Source organism: Streptomyces sp. CT34 (assembly GCF_000805335.1).
In the GTDB taxonomy this organism is placed as follows: domain Bacteria; phylum Actinomycetota; class Actinomycetes; order Streptomycetales; family Streptomycetaceae; genus Streptomyces.
Genome location: NZ_KN708638.1, coordinates 3,862,860 through 3,881,957, shown reverse-complemented (window position 1 = coordinate 3,881,957; position 19,098 = coordinate 3,862,860). Strand labels below are relative to the sequence as shown.

The following is a 19,098-nucleotide window of genomic DNA, read 5'->3' as shown; positions in this document are numbered from 1 at the left end:
GCGGGACGGCGGGTCGCCGATCACTCCTGGGCTTCCCGGGCTGCGGAGGTGAGGGACATGTCCGCGTAGCGGTCGCCGGCTACCTGGCCGGCGATCGGCTCCAGGAGGGCCAGTTCTTCCGCGGTCAGCGTGATGTGGGTGGCCGCGGCGTTTTCGAGGAGGCGGCTGCGCTTGCGGGTCCCCGGGATCGGTACGACGGCCAGGCCGTGCGCCTGGGCCCGGTGCTGTACCCAGGCCAGGGCGATCTGCGCCGTGGTGGCGCCGTGGTCGGCTGCGATCTGGTGCAGCGGTGCCAGGAGAGCGGCGTTCGCCTTGGCGTTGTCGCCGGTGTAGCGCGGCAGCAACTGCCGGAAGTCGCTGCCGGAGAGCTCTGTGCTGGCGTCGGTGAAGGCACCGGTCAGAAAGCCCCGGCCGAGCGGCGAGTACGGCACGAAGGCGACCCCCAGCGCGGCGGCTGCGCCCACCGCGCTGCGCTCGACGTCCCGGCTGAAAACCGACCACTCCGATTGCACGGCGGTGATCGGGTGGACGGCGTGCGCCTCGCGCAGTTCGGCACCGGTGACCTCGCTCAGGCCGAGGTGCTTGACCTTGCCTTCCTGGATCAGTGCGGCCATGGCACCGACGGATTCGGCGAGCGGGATGGCCGGGTCGCGGCGGTGCATGTAGTAGAGGTCGATGACCTCGACGTTCAAGCGGCGCAGGCTCGCTTCGACGGCCTTTTTGATGTAGCCGGGGTCGTTGCGGATGGCCCGGTAGCTCGGGTCGTCGGCGCGGTATTCGATACCGAACTTGGTGGCCAGGGTGATCTCGTCGCGGTGGGCTGCGACGAAGGGGGCGAGGAACTCCTCGTTGGCGCCGACGCCGTACATGTCGGCGGTGTCGATGAGGGTGACGCCCGCCTCGACGGTGGCCTCCAGGGTGTCGCGGGCCGCCGCGTCGTCGGTCTGCCCGTAGGCGGCGCTGATGCCCATGGCGCCGAAGCCCTGGACGCCGACGAGGGGCCCGCCGGTGCCCAGTTCGACCTTGCGGATCTGCTCGATGGCGTTGCTCACGGTGGTGTTGCTCATGATGGCGCTCAGGCCCCTTCCGACGCCTGGCGGGCGCCCGCATAGAAGTTGATCTTGGCGTCGAGTACGGCGAGGGTGTCCTGCAACTCCGCGATGCGCGCGGCGACCTCGTGCCGGGTCTGCTCCAGGATTTCCTGGCGTTCGCCGAAGGTGACCTCGCCCTGGCGGACCAGTTCCGCGAAGCGGACCATGTCGGCGACCGGCATCCCGGTCAGCCGCAACCTGCCCACGAAGACGAGCCAGTCCAGGTCCCGGTTGTCGAAGCGACGCTGGCCGGTGTGCGACCGCTCCACTTGCGGCATCAGACCGATCTGCTCGTACCAGCGCAGGGTGTGCGCCCGAAGCCCGGTGAACTCCGCGACCTCGCTGATCGTGTAGCGGTCCTGGCCGTCGGGTCGCGGATGCGTCGCCCCCGCGGAGACACAGGCGTCCACGGGCGGCAACGTCACGGGAGTGCTGTCGATCACCGTCATGCCGACCACGCTAGAACCTTCAAGTGCACTTGAAGCAAGTGCCCGCCGTGCGGTGCCTCTTGGGCCGTCGCGTCCGCCGGCCCGCCACGTAGGAGGCGGTCTGCCGCGCCGCGCTCAACTGGGCGACTGGTCCGCCTCATCGACGAGCGACGCGGCAGCCGGCCCGCCCACCTCTTGCTTCTTCCTCCCGTTTCCTACCTTCCCTCCCTCGCTCCCCTCGCTCCCCTTGTTCCCCTTGCTTCTCCTGCTTCCCTCGCGGCTTGCCAGGGCCTGGATCAGGGCCGGTTCGGCCCATGGGCGGTAGTGCCACAGGTGGTCCAGCAGCTCGCGCTCGCGGGTCGCGAAGTCCGGGGTGGTGCCCGTCAGGTGGGCGCGGCGGCGGTGGAAGGAGAGGGTGGTGGCCAGGGCGGTGTATTCGGTGACGGCGCGGGCGGCGGTGGGGCCGTGGGTACTGCGGGCTATGTCACGGGCCAGGGCGCGGGTCTTGAGGGAGGCGAGGGCGGTGGGTTCGGCGGGGGCGAGCCAGCCGGCGGTGATGTACGGGGCGAGGTAGGCGTGGAGGGAGAGCAGTTCCTGGTGGCGGGCCCAGAGGGCGAGCCAGGTCACGACGAGGAGGACGGGGACGATGAACAGGCCGTAGATGGTGACGAAGCCGCTGTTGCCGAGGCTGGAGGCGGCGTTCCAGACGGCGTGCAGGAGGATCGCGGTGACCAGGCCGAGGGCGGCGAGCGCGGCGCGGGCGGCGCGGCGCCGGGGGTAGCGGGTCGCGGCTATCCCGAACGCGAGGCCGGTGAGGATCGTGAAGAGGGGGTGGGCAAACGGGGAGACCACGATCCGTACGAAGAAGGTGCCGGCGGTGAGGGAACCCAGCCCGCTGTGTCCCAGGGACTGGTCCTCGCCGAACGCGCTGCCCAGATAGAGGATGTTCTCGGTGAAGGCGAAGCCGGTGGCGGTGATGCCGGCGATGACGATGCCGTCGGTGATGCCGTCGAAGTCGCGGCGCCGGAAGCGGTAGAGGAGGAGGACGGCGGCGGCTTTCACCACCTCCTCGATGACCGGCGCGATGGCGGTCGAGCCCCACGTCTCGGCCTCGGTGGGGGACGCGGAGGCGAAGTTGGTGGCCAGCCAGTTGGTGGCGAAGCCGTTGGCCAGGACCGCGACCAGGGTGGCCGCGCAGGCGCCCCAGGCGAAGGCGAAGGCCAGGTTCCGCCACGGCTCGGGCTCTATCCGGTCGAGCCAGCAGAACGCCGAGATGAGCAGCGGCACCGGGAAGACCGCCAGGCCGAGGCCGACCAGGAAGCCCTCGGTACCGGTTTGGCGGCGGACGATGCCGATGATGAGCACGCCGGAGAGCGCCAGCAGCGAGGCCAGCGCGAGGGCGCGGACGGTTTTGCTGTGCCACGGCGCGGGTCGGCGCCCCGGCCGGGACCCGGGAGGGGGCTCGGCGTAGGTGTACGGGGACGGGCCCGGTGAGCGCTCGGGGAGCGGCGGCGGGGACGGGGACACCCATAGACCCTAACGAGGGGCGCCCACATGGCGCGCGGGTGGCGGGAAGACGTCGGTCGGGGGTCGGTTCGGGGTGGGTGGCGGTGCCTGTGCTGGTGGTGGTGGGCGGTGGTGGTGGGTGCTTCGCGTGCCGGGCCCGCACTGGACTCGCACCGGGACTGCACCGGACTCGCACACGCTTCGGACCGGGCTCCCGTAATACGAGGCCGGTCCCGCGGCCCGAGCCGTTCTCAGCCGCGGCGACGGAAGAGCAGGTCGTGGACGACATGCCCCTTGTCCAGGCCCTGGCCCTCGAACTTCGTCAGCGGGCGGAAGTCCGGCCGGGGCGCGTAACCGGGGTACAGATTCTCCAGCGTCGGTTCTGCGGAGAGCACCTCCAGCATCTGCTCGGCATACGGCTCCCAGTCGGTCGCGCAGTGCACCAGGGCGCCGGGCGCGAGCCGGGTGGACGCCAGCGCGATGAACTCCGGCTGGATGAGGCGGCGCTTGTGGTGGCGCTTCTTGGGCCACGGGTCGGGGAAGTACACGCGCAGGCCGGCGAGCGAGCCGGGGGCCAGCATCTCGCGCAGCAGGATGATCGCGTCGCCGTTGGCCACCCGGATGTTGGACAGGCCGTTCCGCTCCGCGAGACCGAGCAGATTGCCCTGGCCGGGAGTGTGCACATCACAGCCGAGAATGCCGGTGTCCGGGGCGGCGGCGGCCATCTGCGCGGTGGCCTCGCCCATGCCGAAGCCGATCTCCAGGACGACCGGCAGCCCGCCGAAGAACGCGTCGAGGTCGATACGGGAGAGCCCGTCGATGTCCACGCCCCACTTGGGCCAGAGCCGGCGCAGCGCATCCGTCTGGGAGGGCGAGACGCGGCTGCGGCGCGGCTGGAAGGAACGGATCCGGCGCTCGTGGTGCGAGCCCGCGGGGTCGGCCGCCGGTCCGGTCCCGTCCGGGAACATCGGCTTGCCGCGCCGGGGCACGGCGGCGGAGGCCGCGGTGGCACCGAGGGGGCGGGGCTCGCCGGCCGCGGGGGCCGGGGCGGCGGCCCGCTCTCCGGCGGCGTGGCCGTCCGCGTGCGTGGCGTGCTCGCGGGCGTGCGCGACCGCGGTGGCCGCGACGTCGGCGCCCAGGGCGTCGGCTTCGGGGGCGGTGGTCTCGGGGGTGGCGTGGTTCTCGGACACAGTGTGTCGATTCTACGGATGGTGGGGGAGGGGACGGGAGCGCTGGAGAGGGCGGCTCTGCAGGAGGGCGGTACCTGGGGCCGCCGGGGCGCTGTAGAGGAAGGAGGTACGGGAGCGCGGAATACGAGGGCGGGATGCGACGGCGGTATGCGACGGCGGTGCGAGCGGGCGGTACGGGCGGGTGCCTGCTGAGGGGCGTGGGGCCCGAGCGAGGTGCGGGGCCCGGGCCCCGCACCTCGGGCCGCGCGGCAGTGCCTCTAGAAGAACACGTCTGGAGGGGGCGCTTGGGGGGCGCATACGGCGCACGGGGCGTGCCCGGTCGGGGTGCAGTCCGCCCGGTCGGGGGTGCAGTCCGCCCTTGCGAGGGCAGCCCGGCCCCGCCCTGCGTGGGAACCCATCACTCCGCCGCCCCCATCCCGCTCACATCCCGCTACGGCTGCCGCTCACGGCTCCACTCGGCCCCGTTACGGCTGCCGCGCAACGTCGCCCCGGTCGGCCCCGCGACCCCCCGGTCACCTCCGTTAACCGGTGGCGTCCCCTTGATCGGGAGCGTCCCCTTCATCGGGGGGCATCTCCTTCATTCCGCAGCCCCCGGTCACCCGTCTTCATCCCGCAGCCCCGGTCACCCGTCGGCCCGGCTCGCCCCGTCACCCCGCAGACCCCGGCACCCCCTCGGGTCCCCCATCACGCCCGCAGGTCTCTCCCCCTCACCCCCGCAGGTCCCCCACCACCCTCACCACCCGGCGGGCCACCTCCCGGCCGATGGGGAGGGAAGCCGTGGCGGCCGGGGACGGTGCGTTGAGGACGTGGATCATGCCCGGGGTCTCGGCGAAGAGGAAGTCGTCGACGAGGGTGCCGTCAGGGAGGACGGCCTGGGCGCGGACACCGGCCGGCGAGGGCAGCAGGTCCTCCTCCCGGGCGGCGGGGAGCAGCCGGCGGACCGTGTCCGTGAAGGCGCGCCGGGACAGCGACCGGCGCAGTTCGCCGGCGCCGTAGCGCCAGTGGCGGCGGGCTATCCGCCAGGCGCCCGGATACGTGAGGGTGCCGGTCAGATCGGCGGGGCGGACCGTACGCCAGTCGTAGCCCTCGCGGGCCAGGGCGGGGACGGCGTTCGGGCCGATGTGGACGGCGCCGTCGATGCCGCGGGTGAGGTGGACGCCCAGGAACGGGAAGGCCGGGTCGGGGACCGGATAGACCAGGCCGCGGACGAGGGCGGCGCGCTCCGGGGCGAGGGTGAAGTACTCCCCGCGGAACGGGACGATCCGCATCCCGGGAGCATCGCCTGCGAGTCGGGCGATGCGGTCGCAGTGCAGGCCGGCGCAGTTGACCAGGGCGCGGGCCCGGTAGACCGTGCCGGCGGCCGTGCGGACCGCGACCCGGCCGGGGCGGCGGCCGATGGTGGTGACGTCCTCGCCGTACGCGATCCGGGCGCCGTCCTCCTGGGCGAGGCGGCCGAGCTGCCGGGCCACCGCGCCGAAATCGCAGACGCCGGTCGTGCCCACATGGATGGCGGCCAGGCCGCGCACCTCGGGTTCGTACGCGGCTATTTGGGCCGGGCCCAGCTCGCGCACCGGCAGGCCGTGCTCCCGGCCGCGCTGGATGAGGCCGTGCAGCCGGGGGAGCTCGCTGCGGTCCGTGGCCACGATGAGCTTGCCGGTGACCTCATGGGCGATGTCGTGTTCGGCGCAGAATTTGACCATTTCCGCCGACCCCTGGAGGGCGAAGCGGGCCTTGAGCGAACCGGGCGGGTAGTAGATCCCGCTGTGGATCACGCCGCTGTTGCGTCCGGTCTGGTGGCGGGCCGGTCCGGGCTCCTTCTCCAGCACCACGACGCGTATACCGGGCACGGCGCGCGTCAGGGCATGGGCCGTGGACAGCCCCACGATCCCGGCACCGATCACCAGCACATCGCAGTCGTACGCCGCCACCGCACCTCCCCAACCGCCTGCTCGCGGGCCTGCCCGTCGCCGCGCCCCCGCGCATCATCGCCGACGACGTACTCCATCATGACGGGCGGCACTGACAACGCGGCCTCGCCGCCACCGCTACCCCGCTCGCAGCCGCGCCATCCGCTCCGCCGCACGCCCACCCGATCAACCCGTCCCTGAACCGCCACACCCCCATCGACCGGTTCCCCCGCCGACTTCTGCACCCGTCGACCACCGGTACCCGCCCGCCGACCGTTCCGCCCGCCGACCGTTCCGCCCGCCGACCGTTCTGCCCTTCGCCCGCTTCGCCCGTCCCGCCCGCTACGCCGGCGCCGCCAGCAACGGCCGTGCCCGCTCGCGGAGTTCCACCACCCGGGGCTCGTCCCCGTACGGCTCCAGACGGTGCAGCAGATCGCGGACGTACTCGGTGGTGCGGGCGGAGGAGATCCGGCCCGCGACCTCCACGGCGCGGGTGCCCGCCGCGCAGGCCGCGTCCAGATTGCCGGACTCCAGTTCGGCGACGGCGGACACGACGAGGCGCAGTCCGTGCGAGCGGACGAACTCCTCCGTGGGGCGGGAGAGCGCCTGCTCGGTGAACCGGCGCACCTGGCGGGGCAGCCGCAGATCCCGGTAGCACTCGGCCGCGTCGGCGGCGAACCGCTCGTACGAGTAGAAGTCCAGCCAGGACGGGTCCGGGTCGCCGCTGCGGGAGCGCTCCAGCCACCCCTCGGACGCCTTGAGCGCCACCTCGCAGGCGCGCGCCTCGCCGGCCTTGGCCTGCGCCCGCGCTTCCACCAGGCGGAAGAAGCTCATGGTGCGGGCCGTGGCCAGACCGCGGTTGCGCTCCAGGGCGGCCTGCGCGAGGTCGACGCCCTCGTCGGCGAAGCCCCGGTAGGTCGCCTGGAGGGACATCGATGCCAGGACATAGCCGCCCAAGGGGACATCGGCGGCGGCGCGGGCGAGCCGCAGCGCCTGGATGTAGTACCGCTGGGCGGCCTCCTGCTGCCCGGTGTCGAAGGCCATCCACCCGGCCAGCCGGGTCAGTTCGGACGTCGCCCCGAAGAGCGCGCGGCCCACCTCGTCGCTGTACGAGGCGAGGAGCAACGGTGCCGCGTCCACCCGGAGGCACTCCGGCACCATCGACGAACGCCAGTCCCCGCCACCGTACTTGGAGTCCCAGCGGCGGGCGTCCTCGGCGGCCTCGCGCAGCTTGGTGACGTCGCTGTGGCCGACGTGCTGCGGGATCCCCGCGTCGCCGGCCGCCGCGGCGTCCCGGTCCCGCGCCTCGGCCGCCTCCCGCGCCACGGAGCTGTCGGCCGGGGATATCAGCCAGCGGGAGGCCGGGGTGGCGTAGGCGCTGACGGAGAAGGATCCGGCCAGGCTCTGCCAGATGCCGCCCCCGCCGGCCCGCCGTCCGGCCAGATCGAGGCGGTAGAGCTCGGTCGCGGTGCGCACCGCTGCGCCCACATCGCGGGGAAATGCCACGCCCACTTCGGGCGCCGGGTCGGCGTCGGCCAGCCCGATCTCGTGCAGCGGCACCGGACGCCCCAGCTTGCTGCCGATCGCGGACGCGATCAGATGGGGCGCGGCACCCTGGGGAACCATGCCCTTGGAGACCCATCGGGCCACCGACGTCTTGTCATAGCGAAGCGTCAGGCCGCGTTGCGCACCAAGGTCGTTGACCCGGCGCGCGAGTCCGGCATTGCTGATCCCCGCGAGGGCGAGAACGGTGCCGAGCTTTTCGTTCGGCCCGCGTATATCCCTGGACATGCGCACCCCTCGACACAGCGACAGCCTCCCCGGTACCCCGGGGCATGCGTCCACCCAGAGTAGTTCGCCGGATCCCGACCGTTAAGAGTCGGTGTCCCGGATGGCGAGATTCGTGTTCAAACAGGGGTGCGGGATTTGGCATGTGCTCCGGGTACGTGTGCCCGTGCGCCCGTCCGTGCGCGCTGGCCGCCCGCCGGCCGGAGCGCTTCGATGATTCTGCGTGGGTCGGCCCGCTGCACTGGATCCAGTGGGCTGGGGGACACCGCCACCTCATTCCCCGCGGGTGGCGGTCCGGTCCGGGAGGCGCAGCCCGCTTCCCGGGCCGTCGCGGGGGTCGGGCGCCGCCCGGCCGCCGCACCGGACGACGCGGCACCCGACGCGCCGGCCGGTCCCCAACTGGGTTGTACGGTGCGGACTTTGGCCGAAAAGCGACGGGTGATGCTTTCACGCCGCCGCCCGCCCCGGGGGCCACACGGGGGGCCACCCGGGGTCGTTGCAGCGCCCCGCGCCCGCCCCGGTGGCAACGCCCGCCCCGGTGGCGCGCCGCCGCGCCCGTCGGCCCGCCCCGTCGACCGCCCGCATACGGGCTTCCTTCGGCATCTCCCGAAACCCCTCGCCATGGCAGCATGGACCGCACAACAGCTGGGGAATTCGCTGTACGGGGCGGCCATCGGCCCCGCGGCGGACGGGGAATCGGGTGGAGGCGGCGATGCGCTGGTTGGTGGGGTGGAGCAGTGCCGCGACCGCCGGCCGGGAGAGCCGCACGGTCCTGCCCGTGGGCGCCCAGCTCCTCTGGGGCGACCCGGACCCCCTGTGGGCGGTCGGCGACTGGCGGCCTTACGAAGTCCGCGTCGTCCAGGCCGATCCGGAGACCCGGCTCGCCGTCTTCGGGGTCTGCGGCGCCACCGACGACCAGCTGCGGGTCGGGCTGTTCGCCGCCCGAGGGGGCGCGCTGCGCCACCTCACCGCCTGGCCGGGCAGCTACACCGCCGTCGCCCAGGTGGGCCGCCGGATCACCATCACCGGAGATCTGGCCGGCGCCCGCCCCGTCTTCCACACCCGGTGGGCCGGCGGCCCCGCGTACGCCCCCGCCGCCCTGCCGCTCGCCGACCTCGTCGAGGCCGGCCTCGACGTCGGCCATCTGGCCGCCCTGCTGGCCTGCCCGGACGCCCCCGAGGCGCTGGGCGCCGGCACGCCCTACGAGGGCGTCCGCCGCATCCCGCCCGGCCACGCCCTGGTGCTGCGCACCGGCACCAGTGAGATCGCCTCCTTCGAACCGACCACCTCACTGGCCGTCGCCGCGCCCCAACTGGCCCCGGACCAGGCCGTGGACGGCGTCCGCGAGGCCCTCGTCGAGGCGGTACGCGCCCGGCTGGCGGGCCCCCGCTTCGCCCCCGACCCGGACGGGCCGGAGGGGCTGGACCCCGGCCCGGTGCCCGGTATGGGTCCCGCGGAGCGGCGTGCGGCCCGCGGCGGACCGGCCCCCGGCATCGGCGCCGACCTCTCCGGAGGCAGCGCCTCCGGCACGCTCGCCCTTCTGGCCGCCGGTCTCCCCGGACAACCCGGCACGATCAACGGCCACGGCGAGCGCCTGCTGGCCGTCACCTTCAACGACCGCGCCACCAACGGCGGTCGGCCGCACCGCGAGGCCGAACTGGAGCGTGCCCGCAGCATCGCCGACAACCCACGGCTCCGCCACGTCGTCGTCGCCGGCGGCGAGGAGGCGCTCCCGTACACCGACCTCGACAGCGGTCCGCTCACGGACGAGCCGGGCCCCTCGCTCACCGTCGCCGGCCGCCACCGCCGGCGGCTGCTGGCCGGCAGCGCGGACCACTTCGTCGGGAACGGCGCGCGCCAGGTCCTCGACGCCCACCCGGCCCGGCTCGCCGACCTCCTCGTGGACCGCCGGCGACGCCATCTGCTGCGCCCGGTCACCGCGTTGGCGAAGGCGGACGGCCCGTCCGCGCACTCCGTCCTGGTCCCGTTCACCGTCTACCGGGCCGCCCGCCGGCTCGCCCGCACCCCGTACGCCGCCGGGATCACCGAGGCGGCGCGCCGCCTCATGGAGCGGCAGTTCGCCGACGAACCGGTGGCCGGCGGGGCGGTCGACGCCTCACTGGCCGCCCTAGCCTGGTGCCGGCCCGGACCGGCCGCCCGCTGGCTCACGGGAGAGGCGCTCGCCGAAGTATCGGTTCGCCTCGGGGACGCCGCGACCCGCTCACCCGCCTCCGGCCGCCCCGGGGAACGGCGCGCCCGGGCGGCACTGGCCCGTCAGGCCGCCGACCACCGGGTCTTCGAGCAGGCCGCCGAGGTCCGCAGCCAGCGGCTGCACGCCCCCTTCCTCGACAACCAGGTGGTGCTCGCCTGCCGTGTGCTGCCGGACACCCTCCGGGTGCAGCCGGGCGCCCGCGCCGCCGTACTGCGCTCGGTGCTGGCCGGCGCCGGTGTACGGGATCTGCCGCCGGGCTGGGGCGCCACCTCGCACCTCACGCACACCGCCGCGGTACGTACCGGACTGCGCGGCGCCGTCGGCCAGTTGGTGCAGCTCTTCGATGCGCCGCTGCTCGCCGACGCGGGCCTGATCGAGGCGCGGGTGGTGCGCAAGGCGCTCCGCGCGGCGGCCGAGGGCGCCGCGCTGCCGCTGGACGGACTGGCCGAACTGGTCTCCACGGAGCTGTGGTTGCGGCGGCTGCTGGCCCGGCGCGGCTCGTGCTGGACCGGCGCGGAGGCCCCGCGGCAGCGCGCGGTGGCGGGCGGTGTGGTCCCCCGGGCACGGCTTTCCTGAGCGTGAGCCTGGGTCTGAACCTGAGCCTGGGCAGAGCCTGGGCGTGGGGCGGGAGCGAGGGCCCGGGCATCCGGGCGTCCGGTTGTCCGGACCCGGAGGCTCCGGTTCTCCTGCCTCGGGAGAACCGACCGGGCCTCGGGAGGACTCGACCAGGCCCCTGAGGCCCCAACCGGACTGTGGATAACCGCCGTTGTCGCGGACCCAGGCTGTGGACAACGCGCGGGTGTGCGCCGCGGCCCGCGACAATGGCCGCAACGACCACATGAAGGTTCGGATCCAGGCACGACCCAGGTACGACGGAGGTCCTGGGGGAGGGAGGACGAACAATGCCGCTGCACGCTACGGCCCGCCCGCGCGACGCCGCCCGGCTGCTGGGCGCCGCGGATACCCGGCGCGGTCAACTGTCCCGCCCCGTCCCCGAGGAGGCGGACGTCCGGCGCACGGCCGCGGCCCTGCGCGCCGAGCTGAACGGCGCGGCCGACGGCGCCTATGAAACGCCGCACGCCGAGAGCACACACCGCACGCCGGCGGACGCCATCGCCCTCCTGGCGTTCGCCCCCCTACCACCGGAGTCCGGCACAGCCCCCGCGCCGGAGTCCGGCACAGCCCCCGCGCCGGAGTCCGGCACAGCCCCCGCGCCGGAGCCCGGCACATCCTCCACGCCGCGTCCGCATCCGAGGTCTCCCGGGCCGCCGGCACAGCCCGCACCCGCGAGCGGACACAGCCCACACCCCGGGAGCCGGCACATGACGCGGCCTACGACAGGAGAACGAACTCGCCCCACGGCCCCCGCCCAGGCCCGGCCCCGGCCACACCACCCGTCCCGCAACCGCCAACGGCCCAACATCCGTCAACGCCCCAACAACCATCGACCGCCCAACAACGGCCGGCAGCCCAACAACCGCCGACCGCCCGGCAACCCTCCAAGGCCCCGCGACCGTCAACGGCCCGCCTCACCGGCAGCTGATCTGCGGCCGGGCCCAGTCCCCCAGCGCCACCAGATCACCGGCGCTCTCCGGCTCGACCACCAGCCGCAGCGTCTTGCGGCCCGCCAGCGGGACGTGCACCGGCACCCCCCGCTCCCCGCCGCGCACCGCGCCCGACTGCCACAGCCGCACCCCGTCCGCGTACACGGAGAAGCGCAACGCCCCCAGCCCCAGGCTGAGATCGTCGACACCCGCCACGGCGTCATACGCGGTGCACTGCCGGTTGAGCGCGACCACCACCGAGGACGACGCATGCACGCTCACGCCGTGGGGATACGCCGTGCCGTCGATGCTGGGCCGGTGCCGCTTCCACATCCAGCTGCTCTCGAAGGCGCGCACCTCCGGTGCGGTGCCGTCGCCGGCGAAGTCGTACGGCAGTGAGCCGAGTTGATACGACGTGGACGGCGGGGGCGTCGGGGTCGGTGTGGGCGTCGGCTTCGGCGGCGTGGGAGCCGGTGTCGGCGTGGCCGTCGGCGTCGGCGTCGGCGTAGGTGTCGGCTTCGGAGGCGCGGGCGCAGGGCTGGAGGTCGGAGTGGGCCCCGGCACGGGCACCGCCCCGCCCACCGGCGGCAGCGGCTTCTGCGACGGTGCCGGAGAGGGCGATCGGGGCGCGGACGGTACCGGCCGGTGCGGTTTCGCCTGCGGGTGCGGCGCCGGCTGCGGGGACCCGGCCAGCGCGAACGCCAGTGCCGCGCCCGCCGCGACCACGACCCCGGCACCGATCGCGATCTTCACCGGCGCGCCCAGCCCCTCACCGACGGCCGCGCCACCGGCACCGCTCGCCGTGCCGGAGCCGGCCCCCGCCCCGGGCGCGGCGGCAGCCGCACCGGCCCCCGCCGCCGCACCCGCCCCGGCGACGCCCACCACGGTGGCGGCGCCCTTGACGGCGTACCCGGCCGCGAACCACCCGATGACCGCGATCGGCAGCACCGCCCCGATCCGCTCGTTGACGTCCGCGACCTCCAGCGCCGCCGTCCGGCACCGGGCGCACTCCTCCAGATGCTTGCGCAGCCCCCGCTCGGCCCGCATCCGCAGCCCGCCCCGGGCGTACGCACCGAGCCGGTCGGCATACCGGGCGCAGTCCCCGCCCGCGGTCAGCGACTGGCTCACATGCGCCTGCAGATACGCCTGCTTGAGGCCCTCCCGGGCCCGGTGCGCCAGTACCGCGGTGGCGTTCGCGGTCAGCCCCAGCAGCGGTGCGACCTGGCTCGGCGACTCGTCCTCGATCGTGGTGTGCCACAGCACCGTCTGATAGCGCTCCGGCAGGCTGCGGAACGCCTGCATCGCCATCGACTGCTCGGCCTCGTGCATCGCCCGGACGTCCGCGCCCAGGTCCAGCGTGCCGTCGTCCAGCGACGACCCGGCCGCCGACACCGCGAACACCGCGAAGTCCTCGACCAGTTGCTCCCGTCTGGTGGTCTTCGCCCAGGCCGCGGCGACCCGCCGGACCGTGGTCAGCAGATAGGCGCGCACCGCCGAATCCGGGCCCGCCCCACCCCGCACCGCCTGAAGTGTGCGCGCGAACACCTCGCCGGTCAGATCCTCCGCGGTGTGCGCGTCGCGGCAGCAGCTGCGCGCATAACGCCGCACCGCGTCGGCATGCCGGCGGTACATCGCCTCGTACGCGCTGTCGTCGCCGGCCCGCATGGCCGCGATCAACTGGCCGTCGGACGGCGGCAGATCGGCGTCCGGACCGCCGGCGGACGCACTGGGCGACGCACCGGCCGACGCACCTGCCGGCTCGCCGCCGGAGGGCCCCGCCGCCCGGTGGGAACGCTCGCGCTGCGGCGGCACGCTGGGTGCCGGCCCCTCCGGCCCCCTCATCGGTGGCGTCGGCCCCAGCGGCCCGGTCTGACCGGGGACCTGCCCGGAAGGCGTGCCCGCATTCCCGTCGTCGCCCCGCTCGTCCCGTCCGTCAACACCCATCGCCGAGGCCCCCGAACCCGCCATCACACCGCAACACCGCGCAAGCGTGCCACACCGATGGCCCACGCTTCAGAGGCCCTGCGGGCAACCACCCGTCTGAGGAAGCCCCTCGGACGACCGCACCGACGTTCACTCGTCCGGGGTAATTTGCGCGTACGGGATATTCCGCGCACCCCGGGGCCGCCGCGGCGTACGGGAGCAGCCGCCCCGTCCGGAGACCCCGCACCCGGGGCTCCTCCGGACGGGTCCGGCCGCCGGATCTCACCCGGCCGGGCGCGACCGCAGTCCCTCCAGCAGGATCTCCAGCAGCCGCGCGGAGGCGGCCCGCTGGTGCTCGGGGTCGGGCAGCGCGGGCGCCCCCGTGGCGATCACCAGCAGCACGTCGGAGACCGTGACATCGGCCCGCAGCGCCCCCGCCGTCCGGGCCCGCTCCACCAGCCGCCCGACGACCTCCAGCAGCGCCTGCCCGCCCGGCGTCTCCTCCACCGTGCCGGCCCCGCCCTCGACGGCGGCCGTCCGCGGCTCGACCGTCTCGCCGGCGACCCGCTGCTGCGGCACCCGCGCCTCGGTCCCGCCGTCCGGAACCCGCGTCTCCGGCCCGCTCTCCTCACCGGCGCCCACCCGCAGGATGCCCGGCGGCAGCAGCCGCCCGGCCCCCGAGGCGACCGACGTCCGCAGGAACCGCGACAGCGCCGACCAGGGGTCGTCCTCCTGTCCCAGCGCGGCCCGCGCCTGCTCGGTCAGCCGCGCGGTCTCCTCCTCGGCTATCCGCCGGACCAGTACGTCCTTGCTCGGGAAGCGGCGGTAGACCGTCCCGACCCCGACGCGGGCACGCCGCGCCACGTCCTCCATGGGCGCGCCGTATCCCAGCTCGCCGAACACCTCTCGGGCCGCGCGCAGCACATGCTCCAGATTGCGCTGGGCATCCACCCGCAGTGGCGTGCCGCGGCCGTTGGCGCCGGTCACCGCGCCCGTACCGCTGCTGTCACCGCTGCTGCCGTTGGCACCGTTGGAAGCAGCGGTCACACCGAGCGCCGCCGGCCATTGAGAGCCCTGAATGTGCATAGTGATCCCCCGGTAATGACGTCTCCCCCCGGAGACTCCCCGCCCTGACGGTCGGAGTGACCCGACGAGAGGGTGCACCCCAACGAGATACGAACATAGTTGAGCCCGCGTCAAGATTGAAGGGGGCGTTCCGCACGCTGCGCCCCCCGATCGGCCCAACAGGGCCGATCCGCCCTGATCGCACTCCCTCCCGCTCTGCGCCAATCTCGGCCTGACCAGCGTACTTCGCACCGGTCGACCGGAATGTCCCACTCCGCACAGCTGCTCGCGCCGGACTTACTTTTCGACCGGCCTGTGGACAAAGACGCTTCGGGGGTGCGTCATGGAACAGTGCTGCGCTTCCCGGGGGCGCAGCGCCCGATGGTGGCCGCGCCGCCGGCCCGGCCGCCCGATCGGTGGCGCCCCGGGCCTGGTCGACACCGCGAGGAGAACCTCTGTGAAGGCTGTGTCTTCGGACGATGTGGCGCGGATTCTCGTTGTCGGCGGCGGCTACGTGGGGATGTACACCGCCCTGCGGCTGCAGCGGACGCTCAAGCAGGAGCTGCGGCAGCACACCGCCGAGATCATCGTCGTCGACCCCGAGCCGTACATGACGTATCAGCCGTTCCTGCCCGAGGCCGCGGCCGGCTCCATCTCCCCGCGCCATGTCGTCGTCCCGCTGCGCCGCGTCCTGCCGGACTGCGATGTCGTCATCGGCGAGGTCACCGCCGTCGACCACGCCGAGCGGAAGGCGACCGTCTCGACCCTGGCCGCCGAGGAGGCCGGCGCCGACGCCATGATCGTGGCGTACGACGAACTGGTCCTCGCGCCGGGATCGGTCTCGCGCCCCCTCCCCGTCCCCGGCCTCGCCGACGTCGGCATCGGCTTCAAGACCGTCGAAGAGGCCATCGGGCTGCGCAACCACGTCCTCGAACAGCTCGACATCGCCTCCTCCACCCGCGATCCCGGCGTCCGCGACGCGGCGCTCACCTTCGTCTTCGTCGGCGGCGGCTACGCAGGCGTGGAAGCGCTCGCCGAGCTGGAGGACATGGCCCGCTACGCCGCCCGCTACTACCACAACGTCCGGCCCGAGGACATGAAGTGGATCCTGGTCGAGGCGACCGACCGGATCCTGCCCGAAGTCGGCCCGGAGATGGGCCGCTACGCCGTCCGCGAGCTGCGCGCCCGCAACATCGACGTGCGGCTGGAGACCCGGCTGGAGTCCTGCGAGAGCCGCGTCGCGCAGCTCAGCGACGGCTCCCGCTTCCCCACCAGAACCCTGGTGTGGACCGCGGGCGTCAAACCGCACCCCATCGTGGCCGCGACCAAGCTGCCGCTGAACAGCCGCGGGCGGCTCAAGTGCACCGCCGCGCTCCAGGTGGACGGCGTCGAGCACGCCTGGTCCGCCGGGGACGCCGCCGCCGTCCCGGACCTGACGGCACCGCCGCCCGCCTCGCCCGACGAGCCCCGGGCGGAGTGCGCGCCCAACGCGCAGCACGCCGTCCGCCAGGCCAAGGTGCTCGCCGAGAACCTCGCGGCGGTCGTGCGCGGCGGCCAGGTCAGGAACTACGAGCACAAATACGCCGGTTCGGTCGCTTCGCTCGGTCTGCACAAGGGCGTCGCCCACGTCTACGGGCGCAAGCTGAAGGGCTACCCCGCGTGGCTGATGCACCGCGTCTACCACCTGAGCCGGGTGCCCACCCTCAACCGCAAGGCCCGGATCCTCGCCGAATGGACCCTCGCCGGCCTGTTCAAACGCGAGATCGTCTCACTCGGCTCGCTGGAGAACCCACGCGCCGAATTCGAACTCGCCGCGGGTACCGGCCGGCACAACGAAACCAGCTGACCGGTCGCCCCACCAGGGAAGTTGACCGCAGGTCCGGCCGGGGTGCGACGACCGGGGAGGAACGCGGAACTCCACTCCGGCGCCCGGCGTCTGACGGATGACAGTCCGGTCGGCCACACTGGACGTGTGACCATGGGTGGGCTCGTATCTGCAAAGAGTGACAATCACGAGGATTCTGGACGTTTGCTGCAATCCGCCAGAGGGTGCCGACAGTGCCCCCCGCCACGCCCGGGGGCATCCCCCCATGCCGACGGCCCGACCCCGCGCGACGACGCGAAGTAAGAGGTACCCCTCCGTGATCTTCACGCGCTGGAGCGCCAAACTCCCCGGCACACAGCGGCGCGCCGCCGCCCGGTCCGACCGCGCGACCCCGCCGGCCACCCCGTCCGCGGACCCCGCGGCACACCCCACCGCGCCCGCGGACGGCAGTGACGCGCCCGCGGGGCCGCCCGGCAGCGTCCCCGCCGCCCGCGCCGAAGGCCCCTCCTCCGAGGACGCCGCCCCCGGCGCCGCGCCGCCCACCGTCGACGCGCTCTCCGTCCACGACATCCTCGGCACCATCCCGGCCCTGGTCGCCGTCGTCTACGGCCCCGAGCACCGCATCGCCTACGTCAACGGCGCCTACGCCGGCGTCTTCGGCCCCCGCCCGGCCGGCCGGACCGCCCGCGAAGCCCTCCCCGAACTCGGCGAACTGGGCCTGCTCCCGCTGATGGACCAGGTCCTGCGCAGCGGCAAGCCGCGCACGGTCAAGTCCCGCAAGGTCCCGGCCGGCGCCGGCGGCGACCGCTCCCGCGACGGCTACTACACCTTCACCTGCACCCCGATCGAGGTCGCCGCCAGCGGCCCGGCACCCGACCCCGAGGTCGCCTGCGTCGCCCCGCACAAGGGCGTCCTGGTCTTCGGCGCCGAGGTCACCGACCAGATCGAGTCCGCCGAACGGCTGCGCGCCAGCGAAGCCCGCCAGCGCGCCGCCGCGGTCACCCTCCAGCGCTCCCTCCTGCCCCAGGAGCTGGAACAGCCCGACGACCTGCGGGTCGCGGCCACCTACCAGCCCGGCGGCACCGACGCCGCGGTCGGCGGCGACTGGTACGACGTCATCACCCTCGGCGCCGGCCGTACGGCCCTGGTCATCGGCGACGTCATGGGCCGCGGGGTGCGCGCCGCCGCCGTCATGGGTCAACTCCGCACCGCGGTCCGCGCCTACGCCCGCCTCGACCTCCCACCCCACGAGGTCCTTCAGCTCCTGGACGGGCTGGCCGCCGAGATCGACGCCAGCCAGATCGCCACCTGCGTCTACGCCGTCCACGACCCCAACGAAGGCCGCCTGGTCTACGCCTCGGCCGGTCATCTGCCGATCCTCGTGCGCGACCCGGACGGCACGGTCCACCGCGCCGCCGAACCGACCGGCCCGCCCCTGGGCACCGGCGGCTGGCTGCACACCTCCGGCTCGGTCCCGCTCAGCCCCGGCAGCAGCGCCGTCCTCTACACGGACGGCCTCGTCGAGCGCCGCGACAAGGACATCGACGACGGCGTCGAGGCACTGGAGCGCGCCTTCGCCGGCGCCACCGGCGCACCCGACATCGTCTGCGACCGCCTGCTGCGCTCCCTCGGCATCACCGCCACCCACGACGACGACGTCGCCATCCTCGTCATCCAGAACCCGGCCCGTACGGGCCATGACGCCGAGCTGTTCCACAACGCCGCGCTCGAACTCCACGGCGGCACCGAAGCCGCGCCCAGGGCCCGCGCCTTCGCGTCCGGCGTCCTCGCCTCCTGGCGCTTCTCCCCGGAACTCCACGACCTCGGCGTCCTGGCCGCCAGCGAACTGGTCGCCAACTCCCTCCAGCACGGCACCCCGCCGATGCGCCTGCGGCTGCGCCGCACCGACCGCCGCCTGATCATCGAGGTCACCGACGGCGACGACCACCTCCCGCGCCGCCGCCGGGCCGAACCCGCCGACGAGGCCGGCCGCGGCATCTCCATCGTCGCCACCATCGCGTCCTCCTGGGGCTCGCGCCGAACACCGGGAGGCGGGAAGGCGGTGTGGTGCGAATTCGCCCTGCCGCGCGGGTAGTCGGGGCGCGGCAGGGGCGCGCCTACGCGGCTGCGCCCACGGCCTCCGCCTCGGCCCGCGGCGCGGGGACGGCCGCCGCCCGGTGCGGCTGGTCCTGCGCCGGGCTGAGCATCCGGCCCAGCCACAGCGCGAGCCCGGTGATCCCCACGCAGCACAGCACCAGCATCGCGATGTACGCCACATACAGCCCGTGGCCCACCATCAGCGCTCCAACGGCCGGCCCGACCGCCAGCGCCAGCTGCTTGACCAGCGCGAACGCCGAGTTGTACTGACCGATCAGCGAGGCCGGCGCCAGATCCGCGACCAACGGCGCCACCGTCGGCGCCAGCATCGACTCCCCGACACCGAACAGCGCGTACGTGGATATCAGCAGCGTCGTCGCCACCGCCTGGGCGCCGTGCACCAGCCCGGACAGCCCGGCGGCTGTCCACGCCACCGTCCAGACCATCCCGACCAGCGCCATCACCCGGCTCCGGCGCCGCCGTTCGACCAGCCGGAGCACCACGAACTGCGCCGCCACGATC

The 19,098-nt window shown here is 74.2% G+C and carries 12 protein-coding genes (1 of these 12 cut by a window edge); 3 read left to right on the top strand and 9 right to left on the bottom strand.

Features of this window, described 5'->3' with window-relative positions; all coding sequences use genetic code 11:
• Nucleotides 1-20: 20 nt before the first annotated feature.
• From RZ84_RS16925 to RZ84_RS16900, 6 genes are all read right to left on the bottom strand, one after another.
• Nucleotides 21-1,067: an aldo/keto reductase gene (locus RZ84_RS16925; RefSeq protein ID WP_043265017.1), complete on the bottom strand. Its 1,047-nt coding sequence runs from the start codon at nt 1,065-1,067 to the stop codon at nt 21-23.
• 8 nt (nt 1,068-1,075) lie between these two features.
• Nucleotides 1,076-1,540, bottom strand: a complete 465-nt coding sequence (locus RZ84_RS16920; protein ID WP_043270096.1) for a MerR family transcriptional regulator — start codon at nt 1,538-1,540, stop codon at nt 1,076-1,078.
• 114 nt (nt 1,541-1,654) lie between these two features.
• Nucleotides 1,655-3,046: a PrsW family glutamic-type intramembrane protease gene (locus RZ84_RS16915; protein WP_078893845.1), complete on the bottom strand. Its 1,392-nt coding sequence runs from the start codon at nt 3,044-3,046 to the stop codon at nt 1,655-1,657.
• Nucleotides 3,047-3,276: 230 nt separating this feature from the next.
• Nucleotides 3,277-4,215 (bottom strand): tRNA (guanosine(46)-N7)-methyltransferase TrmB, encoded by a 939-nt coding sequence (gene trmB / locus RZ84_RS16910; RefSeq protein ID WP_043265016.1) that lies wholly within the window; start codon nt 4,213-4,215, stop codon nt 3,277-3,279.
• A gap of 707 nt (nt 4,216-4,922) precedes the next feature.
• Nucleotides 4,923-6,143 carry an L-2-hydroxyglutarate oxidase gene (gene lhgO / locus RZ84_RS16905; protein ID WP_043265015.1) on the bottom strand — a complete coding sequence of 407 codons (1,221 nt, stop codon included), beginning with the start codon at nt 6,141-6,143 and terminating at the stop codon, nt 4,923-4,925.
• Nucleotides 6,144-6,464: 321 nt separating this feature from the next.
• Complete coding sequence (locus tag RZ84_RS16900; protein ID WP_043265014.1) at nt 6,465-7,913, bottom strand: hypothetical protein; 1,449 nt, start codon at nt 7,911-7,913, stop codon at nt 6,465-6,467.
• 709 nt (nt 7,914-8,622) lie between these two features.
• On the opposite strand from RZ84_RS16900, the gene RZ84_RS16895 reads away from it, so the two are divergent.
• Nucleotides 8,623-10,698, top strand: coding sequence for an asparagine synthase-related protein (locus tag RZ84_RS16895; protein WP_043265013.1), 2,076 nt, complete (start codon nt 8,623-8,625; stop codon nt 10,696-10,698).
• 953 nt (nt 10,699-11,651) lie between these two features.
• On the opposite strand, the gene RZ84_RS16890 is transcribed toward RZ84_RS16895, so the two are convergent.
• Both RZ84_RS16890 and RZ84_RS16885 read right to left on the bottom strand, forming a co-directional pair.
• Entirely contained in the window at nt 11,652-13,610 is a 1,959-nt protein-coding gene (locus RZ84_RS16890) for a sigma-70 family RNA polymerase sigma factor (protein ID WP_043265012.1), read from the bottom strand.
• 261 nt (nt 13,611-13,871) lie between these two features.
• Nucleotides 13,872-14,675 (bottom strand): TetR/AcrR family transcriptional regulator, encoded by an 804-nt coding sequence (locus tag RZ84_RS16885; protein ID WP_043265011.1) that lies wholly within the window; start codon nt 14,673-14,675, stop codon nt 13,872-13,874.
• Nucleotides 14,676-15,120: 445 nt separating this feature from the next.
• On the opposite strand from RZ84_RS16885, the gene RZ84_RS16880 reads away from it, so the two are divergent.
• Complete coding sequence (locus RZ84_RS16880) at nt 15,121-16,500, top strand: FAD-dependent oxidoreductase (RefSeq protein ID WP_043270092.1); 1,380 nt, start codon at nt 15,121-15,123, stop codon at nt 16,498-16,500.
• A 295-nt stretch (nt 16,501-16,795) separates the two neighbouring features.
• The gene (locus tag RZ84_RS16875) at nt 16,796-18,574 is read left to right on the top strand and encodes a SpoIIE family protein phosphatase (protein ID WP_043265010.1); all 1,779 of its coding nucleotides are present in this window, start codon (nt 16,796-16,798) and stop codon (nt 18,572-18,574) included.
• Between the two features lie 22 nt (nt 18,575-18,596).
• On the opposite strand, the gene RZ84_RS16870 is transcribed toward RZ84_RS16875, so the two are convergent.
• A protein-coding gene (locus RZ84_RS16870; RefSeq protein WP_043265009.1) for an MFS transporter crosses the window boundary here: on the bottom strand, nt 18,597-19,098 show its 3' portion. 788 nt of this gene lie beyond the right edge of the window; 502 of the gene's 1,290 nt are visible here — the last part of the coding sequence; the start codon falls outside the window, past its right edge — the gene reads right to left on this strand; it ends in the stop codon at nt 18,597-18,599.